General features: G+C 49.6%; 7 protein-coding genes. All 7 read left to right on the forward strand.

All coding sequences use genetic code 11. The annotated features are described in order from the left end of the window. The first annotated feature begins 27 nt into the window (after positions 1-27). The gene (locus JI62_RS16560; RefSeq protein ID WP_088701188.1) at positions 28-945 is read left to right on the forward strand and encodes an NAD-dependent epimerase/dehydratase family protein; all 918 of its coding nucleotides are present in this window, start codon (positions 28-30) and stop codon (positions 943-945) included. A gap of 446 nt (positions 946-1,391) precedes the next feature. Continuing rightward, the gene (locus tag JI62_RS16565) at positions 1,392-4,655 is read left to right on the forward strand and encodes a DUF4214 domain-containing protein (RefSeq protein ID WP_088701189.1); all 3,264 of its coding nucleotides are present in this window, start codon (positions 1,392-1,394) and stop codon (positions 4,653-4,655) included. A 130-nt stretch (positions 4,656-4,785) separates the two neighbouring features. Continuing rightward, on the forward strand, positions 4,786-5,538 hold the full coding sequence (locus tag JI62_RS16570; protein WP_088701190.1) for a SapC family protein: 753 nt from the start codon (positions 4,786-4,788) through the stop codon (positions 5,536-5,538). Between the two features lie 313 nt (positions 5,539-5,851). Next, positions 5,852-7,522: a DUF4214 domain-containing protein gene (locus JI62_RS16575; RefSeq protein WP_088701191.1), complete on the forward strand. Its 1,671-nt coding sequence runs from the start codon at positions 5,852-5,854 to the stop codon at positions 7,520-7,522. A gap of 118 nt (positions 7,523-7,640) precedes the next feature. Beyond that, positions 7,641-8,225, forward strand: a complete 585-nt coding sequence (locus JI62_RS16580; protein WP_170938572.1) for a hypothetical protein — start codon at positions 7,641-7,643, stop codon at positions 8,223-8,225. Positions 8,226-8,321: 96 nt separating this feature from the next. After that, complete coding sequence (locus tag JI62_RS16585; protein ID WP_088701193.1) at positions 8,322-8,537, forward strand: DUF6447 family protein; 216 nt, start codon at positions 8,322-8,324, stop codon at positions 8,535-8,537. A gap of 338 nt (positions 8,538-8,875) precedes the next feature. Then, on the forward strand, positions 8,876-10,393 hold the full coding sequence (locus JI62_RS16590) for a M14 family zinc carboxypeptidase (RefSeq protein ID WP_088701194.1): 1,518 nt from the start codon (positions 8,876-8,878) through the stop codon (positions 10,391-10,393). The last annotated feature ends 105 nt before the right edge of the window (positions 10,394-10,498 follow it).

Genomic DNA, 10,498 nt, shown 5'->3' on the forward strand with positions numbered 1-10,498 from the left:
CGAAGATAACACTGCCAAGGAGCTACCATGTCTACCTGCCTGGTAACCGGCGGTAGCGGCTTTACCGGCCGCCACCTTATTGCTCACTTAAAACATCAGGGCCACCGTGTGGTGGCTCTGGCAAGCCAGCCTTGCGGGGCAGATGAAACCCACCGCATCGATATAAACGACCAAGGGGCTTTAAGCGCGCTGGTCAGCAGCATAGCTCCGCAGCAGGTTTACCACTTGGCGGCGCTTTCGTTTGTGGGGCATCCTACGCCGCTGGACTTTTACCGTGTGAATGTTCTGGGTACTGAAGCCTTGCTTCAAGCTCTTGGCAAGCTGTCAGAGCCGCCTCAAACTTTACTGGCCAGTAGCGCCAACGTTTACGGGGCGAACGGCCAAGCTGTCATTGATGAAAATGTCCCTCCCGCACCGGTTAACCACTACGCCAACTCCAAGATGGCAATGGAGTACATCGCTCGCACTTACGCCGAGCGGTTGCCAATTATTATTGCCAGGCCGTTTAATTATACTGGCCCCGGGCAGGCTGAGCATTTTTTAGTGCCTAAGATTGTTCAGCATATTAAACAGCGGGCAAACGTGATTGAGCTGGGCAATATCCAAGTAAGCCGCGACTTTAGCGATGTACGGGACATAGTGGCTGTTTACCATCGGTTACTAAATCACTGGCCAACTCAGGCAATAAGCGGCAGCATCATTAATGTGGGTAGTGGAGAAGCCGTATCGCTGAAAATGTTGATCCATAAACTGCAAATTTTGGGCGAGCATCCGTTGGAAGTGAAGGTAAACCCTGCTTTTGTTCGAAGCAATGAGATACCCGAGTTGAAGGCCTCTACTCAGCGCTTAGATGCATGGGTGCCAGACTTGAAGCGCTTCTCTCTGGATGAAACGCTTGCTGCGATGTTAGAGGCAGCACCTGCTGAGGGACAGAGAAGCGGATAGTACTATAAGAGGAAACGCTGTTTTTTATTGGCAATAGCCATGAACTATGGCAAGCTTGGGCAATGCTAAGTTAATAGAATAGGGTGAGCGAGGGATAACGAAAACATTGTTAGGGTTCGCCTAAAAGCAAATTGGCAGGTGCGGGCTAACATGGCTACAAGCCCCGCCAAATCATACGTTGCGCCTGACGATGTTTTTTTACTAAGCTCATGCTATTGACTTACCTTAGGGGCTGCGGGTACAACGTAGCAGCTAAATATTTGTAACGGTGTTGGGTATTCACCAAAAAAGGCGGAACCTAAACCGAAACGCAAGGGATGAGCATTAGTGTTGATGGCTACCATCAACCCTGATCTCTGGAGCGAGGCCTCGCTCACGGCCGCGCGTTCCATACAGGATTAAACGCGGCTAATGTCGATTCGACACTTAAACACGGAGTTACATCAATGGCTTTATCAGATACTCAAATTCAGCAGCTTTATACGGCCTACCTTGGTCGTCCTGTTGATCGCGAAGGTTTGGAATATTGGCAGGAGCAAGACGTTAGCGAGTCTGAGCTGCGCGCTAACCTAGCCAATGACAATCAGCCAGAATACGTTGAACTTTACGGTGACCGTACCCGTGAAGAGCTGGTAACTGCTATTTACCAGAATATGTTTGGTCGTGAGCCTGAAGAAGCTGGCCTAGAATATTGGGTCGATGGCGATGGTTCTTCCGTTCCTGCAAGCGAACTTCAGCAGTTATTCATTAATGCTGCTTCAACTGAAGACCGCGCTGCGTTTGATGACCAAGTTGCTTCTGACTTAGCCGATATTGAAGAGCCGACTGAGCCTTCTAATCCTGGCGAAACGTTCGTCCTGACTGAAGGTCGTGACGTTGTCACTGGTACTGACGCAGATGACGAATTTGTAGGCTTGGTTGGCCAAAACCAGAATGGCGCGGTTTCTAACGCACTGTCTACTGGTGATATTCTTGATGGTGGCGCTGGTCGCGACAAGATCGAAGCGAGTCTGATCAACGATCAGCGTGTTGAAGCTGATGGCGTAGGTACTCTTTACGTTGCACCGCGCACCACAAATGTTGAAGAAACACACATTGAAGCACTGGGTGGTGTGACTCTGGATGCTGGTCGTATGGACAGCGTTGAAGAGTTCTGGACCGATAACAGTGATCGTGAAGGCCTCTTCATTGATGACGTGCGTCTGGGTAGCAAACTGTCTGTCACCAAAGACATCACTTTTGGTATGCGCAGCGTCGATACTGAATCTAGCCTGCGCGCGGCGTTTGACACCAACTCGCTGACTAGCGAGGGCCCGCAGCAGAGCAACTCTCAACTGATGGTTCGCGTTGCTGACGTGACCACCGCAACGCCTGAGACGCCGCTGGCTAACGTTGAACTGACTATCGGCTTCAGCGTTGATGGTGAAAACTATGTTCTAGAAGACGTGCGCTCTACTGACGGCACTTATGCTGGCTTGCAAGAAGCTGTAAAAGCACAGTTGGACGAGCTGGGTCTTAACGGTTACAGCGTTGAACTGGCTAACCCTTACAACCAAGTAACCGTAGCCGGTAACACTGTGAACCTGCCGTTCACTGCCCAGGAAATCCTGGTTACCGATCCGGAAGGTAACGCTTTCTCTAACGTTAGCTTCGACTACAACAGTGTTGAGTCTGTTGACGATGAATTCCTGGTAGCCGGTACTGCACAGCCGGTTGAGCCGGACGTCAGCACTACCTTGATCGAAACCAACCTGATTCTCGACAACGCTGGTCGTGGCTCCACAGCTGGCGATGCCATCATCGGTGGTATGTCCAACTCTCAGCAATCTATTGAGAAGCTGAACCTGGAAGTTGATCGTAGCAGTAAGGTTAGCGATGTCCTTTCTGCACATGGCATGTTTGGTCTTGGAGCTCTTGATCAAGAAGCTCTTGTTGCTTTCGAACAAATCGAAGTAACTTCTGGTGCGGCGCAAGGCGACCTGTCTATCGAAAACGTAGGCAATGTCTACAACTTCGACGCTACTGCTTTTGAAGGCCAAAATCTGTCTGTTGCTGGTCAGGCTGGTCTGGAAGCCGGTAATCCGTTGGAAAACGGTGATTGGGCTCCGAACGCTGAAAACAAGGCTCATGTCTACAATACTGGTGCAAGCAACGACACCATCACAGTAGATTACTCCCTCGACAAAGCTGCTGAGTTCAACGGCTTCTCGCTGGGCATCAATACCGGTGCTGGTAATGACACTGTTCATACCACCGCTTTCAACACCATGGGCAACAATATTCCTAACCAGCAAGATCTGCAGCAGAACGTTGTGGTCAATACTGGTGCAGGCGATGACGTTGTTTGGACTGAAGGTGCAGGCGGTGTGTTGATCAGTACTGGCGCTGGTAATGACACCATCTACAGTGACAACAGCGGTTTGTCTCAACAGAACAGTGATTTTGGTGCCACGTGGTTGGTTAACACCCAGAACACTGCATTTGAAGATCTACGCGGCAACGCGGCTGGCCTCTCCTCTGGTCAAGCCACGCCTGCTGGCAACGATATTCCTGCTGTGCTTTACGGCGCTCAACTGACTGTAACACTGGCCGGTGCTAGCCTTGGTGGTGCAGTAACTTCTGCTGCAGCTGATTCTTTCGACAATGGTTTCGAAGGTATCATCAACCTGAACGATATCCTGGGTGACCGCGTTTTTGGTGATCAGCGTGATATCAATGCAGCAATTGCACAGGTTGTTAACAACCATAAAGTGCTTAGCAAACTGCTGGTTGCTGAAAACGGCCCAGACAACAGCCTCGTGATCCGTTCACAGGTTGATGGCCAGTTTGAAGCCGATGATCTGCAAATCACCTTGTCACCTGCTGGCGTAAGCGGCATGAGTGATTCGGCTAAAGGTCGTCTCGAGTCTGCCATCCGTGAAGAGTCTAATGACTCTAACTTTGACGGCACTGACGCTAACCTTCAAGCCGTATTGAATGGCTCTACCAGCGCTGCTCACGGTATTAACGGTATCGGTACTGGTGGTGGCGTTCAGGCTGACTCAGTGAACTTTGGTGGCGCTTTGACCGGTACGGCCTCTACTGCTGATAACACCGGTAATGAGATCAATGCTGGCGTTGGTAGCGACGTTATCGTTCTGTCAACAAACGGCGAGAGCAACGAGACTATCGTTTTCGAAGAAGACTTTGGTCGTAATACCGTTGTTAACTTTGACGCTGATTCTGCTAGCACTGGTGCTGATATCCTGGACTTTACTGCCTATCTGGGCAACGAACAGTTCCAAGGCGGCAGCACTTCTACGGAGTCACGCGATACGTTCGTTACCACCGGTGTTAACGGTGGTGCTACCGTAACTGCTAACAACGTCATCACCATTAACAGCTTTGCCGCTCAGGATGGTGAAACTTGGGGTGGCCTGACTGCGGATAACCTGTTAGCAGCTATTCAGAACGGTAACAGCTCTGATTACGCCAACATTGGTGACGGTACTCTCGACGTAGCGGCTAATGTTGCTGGTCTTGTTGGCAACACCGTTAAATCTGTAGTGATGATCGAGAACGATAACAACGCTGGCGAATACAAAGTGTTCGAACTGACCGGTTCTGGTGTCAACGACGCCAATACCGCCAACGAGTTCACTGATGCGTCGCTGGTTGGTATCGTTGATTTCGGTAACGAAATCGATGCTTCTGCTGTTAACCTTGCGTAATAGCGGACGCACTCCAGGTGTCGGTCTTGTACCGACATCTGGTTCCTAAACGTTATATCTTTGTTGATATACGTATGGGATAAACTGAACCCCGATCCTTGGATCGGGGTTTTCTTGTAAAGGAGATAGCATGTCAAATTGGGTTACTTTATCGCGTCAAAAGCATGCATCTATGCGTTATTCGCCGCGCCAGAACTATCGGTTCACCGCGGATCAGGCAGTCGCACCGATTCTGGCAGGAGAACTGCGACAGGCTTTGACGCAGTTCGTTATGGGTTTTATTAAGCGTGAAGAGCGCTATCATCTTGTTGCGTTGCTTGGTCGAGCAGCGCATTCACACCACTATATCCACCCCGAGGATGGTCGTTGGCTAGGGACGTATGTACCCGCCCATTTTCGTGGTTATCCTTTTGCAGTAGAGAGGCGGCAGGACTCAGATGAAATGGTGCTGCAAGTCCATGCTGATCATCTGTTACAACAAGGGGGGGAGCCACTGTTCGATGAGCAGGGAGAGCTGACAGAGACGGTAAAGCGGCAGCTCGACTTCGTTGGTGAGTGCGCTAAGAACCGTCGCCTTACTGACACTGCCTGCCAGACACTTGCTGAGCAGGGTATCTTGAAGCCATGGCAAACTACTGAAGACGGGCCAGGCATTAAAGGGCTTTATAAAGTCGAAGAGGAGGCCCTGAATAGATTGACAGCGCAGCAGTTGCATCAACTGCAAGGAGTGCCTTTGGCGGTAGCCTATGGTCAGATGTTTTCCATGGCGCAGCATGACCAGTTGGCACAGCGTGCTGCACTGCATGCCAAAATAGGCGTGACTGAATCAGTCGATGAATTATTTGCAGACGATAGCGATGATCTGCAATTCGATTTTGGTTAGTAATTTAATTGTATACGCTTGTTTCTGCATTGTTTGAGTTTACTTATTAGACATTCAAACAATGTATGCTATACAGCTAAAGTTTTGTCAATTATAGACACGCAAAGATACAATGTTGGTAATGCCCAGCATGGGATAACAGCATAATTGGGTTGCGATGAATAATTAAGCTCATTCCGAGAATATCAGAAAAATTTTATTGGCTTTTAACGAAAAGTTATGAGGCGGCATCTCGCAGCGTAGAAAATACTCTTAGCAGTCCAATGTTGCTTTATAAGGTAAGCCATTACTGGCTTGTTAAAGAGGTTTATCCATGACCCGTTATGTTGGTACTGATAGCAATACCTTTCCTTTCTCAGCCGTGGCTTACTTAGAAGCTACCTTTCATGATGGTACACGGGTCTCAGGCTCAGGTACGTTGGTCGGTCGTAACGATGTACTGACGGCTGCCCATGTGCTTTATGATCCCGTATTAGGGGCTGCTACTGATGTAGAAGTGGAGTTTGGCCGCGATGGTGGGGCACGCCCTTATGGCACCTTTCAAGCGGCTGGGCTTAATTATTATGAGTTAGATGTTGAAGAACCAGGGTTTTTGTCACCGTCCGAAAGCGAGTATGACCTTGCTTTAGTCTCGTTAGGTGATGCCATTGGTGATGATATTGGTTGGTTTTCATTGGGCGATTATGCCTATGGAGAGACCTATCGTGTGACAGGTTATCCCGGCGTATATCGTGATGCCAGTGGCCCAAGGCTCATGGAAGACAATAGCGCCACAACACTTATGCCTGGTTATGACTTAATAGACCTCAAGAACTTTGAAATTAATCCAGGTAATAGCGGTGGGCCAGTATGGTACTCATCAAGTGACGGCCCAGTGGTAGTAGGCGCCGTTTCGACTGATGAATGGGCGGCTGATGTGAGTGCTCACTTAGCAACGCTTAATCAATGGATTAAAGGCAATGACGGCTTGATTTCTCCACTGCCAAGCCAAGACGCTGAGGATAGCGCGTCTTATGTGGAGACGTTTGAATCCCTGCTAGCTGCAGCGGGTTGGGAGTGGTCTGAGACGCTTGATCAAGCGCTGAAAAGTCGAGATGAGCTACTTCGCTACCCTGGTTTAGAAAGCACTATCGATCCAGTGCTACGACTCTATACAGGTCTGCTAGGGCGAGAGCCGGATAAAGAAGGTGTTGAGTATTGGGTATCACAATTCAATGCGGGAAGTAGCTTACGCGTTTTGGCGGATAGTTTTGTGGTGTCGGAAGAGTTTACTTACTTGGCAGACCAGCTGGGCGGTGGAACGCAGGGGCGTATTGAGGCGCTTTATAGCAGTGTCCTTGGCCGCGATCCGGATTCAGCGGGTCAGGCATACTGGTTAGAACAGCTTGCAGGTGGTCAAGTAGAGCTGGCAGATATTACGTTAGCGTTTACCAACTCGGCAGAGTATGTGGCCAGTAGCTATTCTCTAGTTCAGGGTGCAAAACTGTTATTGTGGGATGTTGATTTACAGGCGTTAGACCCGGAGGCGCTAGGGTTTGACAGTCGACCGACGGCAGCTGAGGAAGAGTCGGCTACTGCATTGGTACGTTTGTATGCCGGTGTGCTGGGGAGGGAGCCCGATGAGGAAGGCTTTGACTATTGGCTTGAAGCGTTAGCAAGTGGCAAATCACTTACGTCTATCGCTGCTGACTTCTTTGCAAGCAGTGAGTTTTCGGATACCCAAGCTAAGCCTACGGCAGAGGCGCTGGTCGACTCCCTCTATGAACAGGTTTTAGGACGTGCCCCAGACGCAGAGGGAGCGGCCTATTGGCAGTCTCAGCTGCAACAAGAGGCACTGGGGGAGGGTGATTTGGTGCTGGCATTTACAAATTCTGATGAATACATCAAATCAACCCAACCAAATGTTGATTCATATGTGCAGGAGTATTACGCGCAGGCACTTATTGGGGTGCCGGAGGATATTGAGACATATCTATTGGGCTAGAAATACAGAGATTGAATGAATCCTACCGACTGACGTCAGAGGTGTATAACGAATCTTTTTACCGTACTGGTCGAATTGAGTACAATGCCGCGTTGGTTTTAGGCGACGAGATTGGGAAGTGATGGCGAAATTACCGAAAAGCATCGTTATTGAAGGGCGTCGCTACCCCACATGGGGGTTAAGTGCCAAAGCGCGTAAACAGCTGATAAATTTAAGCCTTGTAGATGCGCACATCGCAGAGCTTCAACAACGGTTGGCACATCACTATGTTGCTCGTGAACATTATCAATTGCTGCTGAAGGATGCCTTGCCTGATCCGCGCCGGCAGCCTACCGCAGCCGAAACCACCCGATACTTCTGGCAAAGTGTTTCAAAAGCATGGGCTCAAAAGCACTGGCCTCTCAGCACCCCGTCATTAGGCCTGGACGCATTTGAATCGACTAGCCATTTTCGGCAAGGCGATCGAGTGCTATGTTACGTGAAAGGCCATGGGGTGGTGGGCTGGGGGGTGGTTGAAGTGGACACTCACTCAACCAAAAGGCATGTGGTCTGGCGTGTAGGCGTGCCGACACTGGATGCAGCCCTGCCTGCCAAAATACTGAAAGAGTTTTCGTTACGTCATCCGAGTCGTTCATCACAGGCGTTGCCATCGACGGCTGATATTGAAGGACTGTTATCCGCGCTTGCCACCAAAGCAGCGTAGTGGAACGCTTTCTTGATGTGTAGTGTTTTCGACATTTACGCTCGCACCTGTAATAATTCACCTCGAATTTCATGATTACCCAAAAAGGAGCCATATATGGCGAAGGATAAAGAGCAAACAGTCACTATTGACGGCAGTGAGTACAATGTTGCAGATCTGTCTGAAAATGCCCGCAACCAGGTACTCAATCTGCGCGTGACCGATCAGGAGATTCAGCGCTTGAACCAGCAACTGGCGATTGCCCAAACGGCTCGTACAGCCTATGCGCGTGCTTTAAAAGCTGAGCTTCCGGAGCAACAAAAGACACATTAAAGGTAATTAGTGGTCAGACAGTGATATCTTGTCTAGAGCCAGTTGACTAAGGTTGACTGGCTTTTTTATGCGTAATCGGTTGGCGAACGAAAACCATCTATCCAGGCATCATCCAATACATGATCGGTGTGTAAATATTGACAAATAGGGGGCTTGTCTCTATTGATTAAGGAGGTGTGAAAAAGATGGCTGCTGTTCTCAGCCTTCTGCGTGAAAATTATAAAGGTGCTTACTAAGGGCGCTATCAATATTGATGGGTGTCCGCTTGATAGCATCGTGAGTGACGCTCCACCGACAATACAGGGAACGATATGCAGTGATGCCTGGAGGCATTAAATATGACAACCCTCTCCATTGAAAAAAATCTACAAACGCTTTATTTAGGTATCTTAGGACGTGCGGCTGACCCAGATGGATTTAATTACTGGTTAGAACAGGTCGAAAGTGGCTCTGTAGACTTGGAAGGCGTCATGGCCCTCATGCTGCAGTCTGAGGAGTACCAAGCGAGGCGCACTGAGCTGGCAGAACTGGAAGATAACGGCTGGGTAAACGAGGTTTATCAAAGCCTGTTTGCTCGAGAGGCCGAGGCCGAGGGCATTGAATATTGGGTAGAGCAGGCTAGTTCTGGCCAAACCCAACAAGCGTTGTTACAGGGTTTTATCGCAGGTGCTAGCGCAACGGATGCAGAGGCGCTTGAGGCCTATGCCTCTATTGCTAATTTTTACTCATCCAGTGTTGATGCTGATAGTTACGATGCAGAGCGCGCTCTTGTGCAAGATGGCTTTCGGAGCAATGAGCAGCTTTATCAAGACCTAGAAACACTAGATGCCACCTATGATACGTTGAGCTTAGAGCAGGCCGGGGAGTCTGTGGAAGGCAGGCCGTTGTACAGTGCTACGGTAGGCGAAGGGCCGCGCAAGTTAATGATCGTGACGCAACAGCATGGTGATGAGCCCACCGGGACTGAGGCGGCCATGCATTTGCTAGAGTGGCTAAGCGGTGATAGCGAAGCTGCACAAGCCTTACGTGAGCAAGTGACGTTGACCGTGATGCCAAGAGTCAACCCTGATGGTTTTGAGCGGTGGGAGGGTCTCGTGGCAGGTGAGTTAGATCCCGAAACAACCATCGATCCCCGACGCAATTCTGAAGATATTGACCTCAACCGTACATGGGATTCTAGTGAAGTTATTGATGCAACATTAATTCCAGAAACTACCGCTGTTAGGCAGGTGATTGAAGCGACTCAACCTGAACTAATTCTTGATTACCATAACCAGAATAACTACATCAACGAGTCAGGAGATCTCGAAACGATATCAATCTTGTGGCCGACCAATGATGACGTCGATCCTGCTATTACTGCAACAGCACAGCAAGCAGCGGTAGCTATATCACAAGGGCTCGATGATTTTGATTATGGCTACTTGTCGCTGTTTCCCGGTGGCGACACGCCTCAAATAGCACGCAATGGAATTGCTATTGATGGTGTACCTACGCTCCTCATTGAGCAGCGTGGTTTGGAGGAGTTGAGCTTAAAAGCGCTGGAAGGACTAGAGCTAGACTTTGATGCGGTTTCTAGCGCCGTAGTGCTTGAGGGCGTACTGAGTATGCTCGGTGTCGTAGAAGCTATGGGGCAAAACAGTTTTGATAGCATTGACCCTGCTTTGGCAACACTGATACCTGAGCGCGGTGAGCGAATTGAATTTGACGAGATTTACGCTGAAGAGATCGAATGGGCTGGCGAGAGCGAAGAATCTCATCAAGGTGAGATAGTCGCAGGGCTGGATACGCTGATGGAAAGTACGCCCATTATTGGCACCTCTGAGCCTCTTCCGCAAGAATTGCAAGTGGCTTAAGGATCAGCCTGTAGACGATTAGCATTGAGTATCAAAAAAGCTTCCCCATCAGCTCTGAGTTTGAGCAGGGGAAGCTTTTTATTACCTCACCCCCCCTGGCACTCT

It is taken from the genome of Halomonas campaniensis, from assembly GCF_002211105.1.
Lineage (GTDB): Bacteria > Pseudomonadota > Gammaproteobacteria > Pseudomonadales > Halomonadaceae > Vreelandella > Vreelandella campaniensis_A.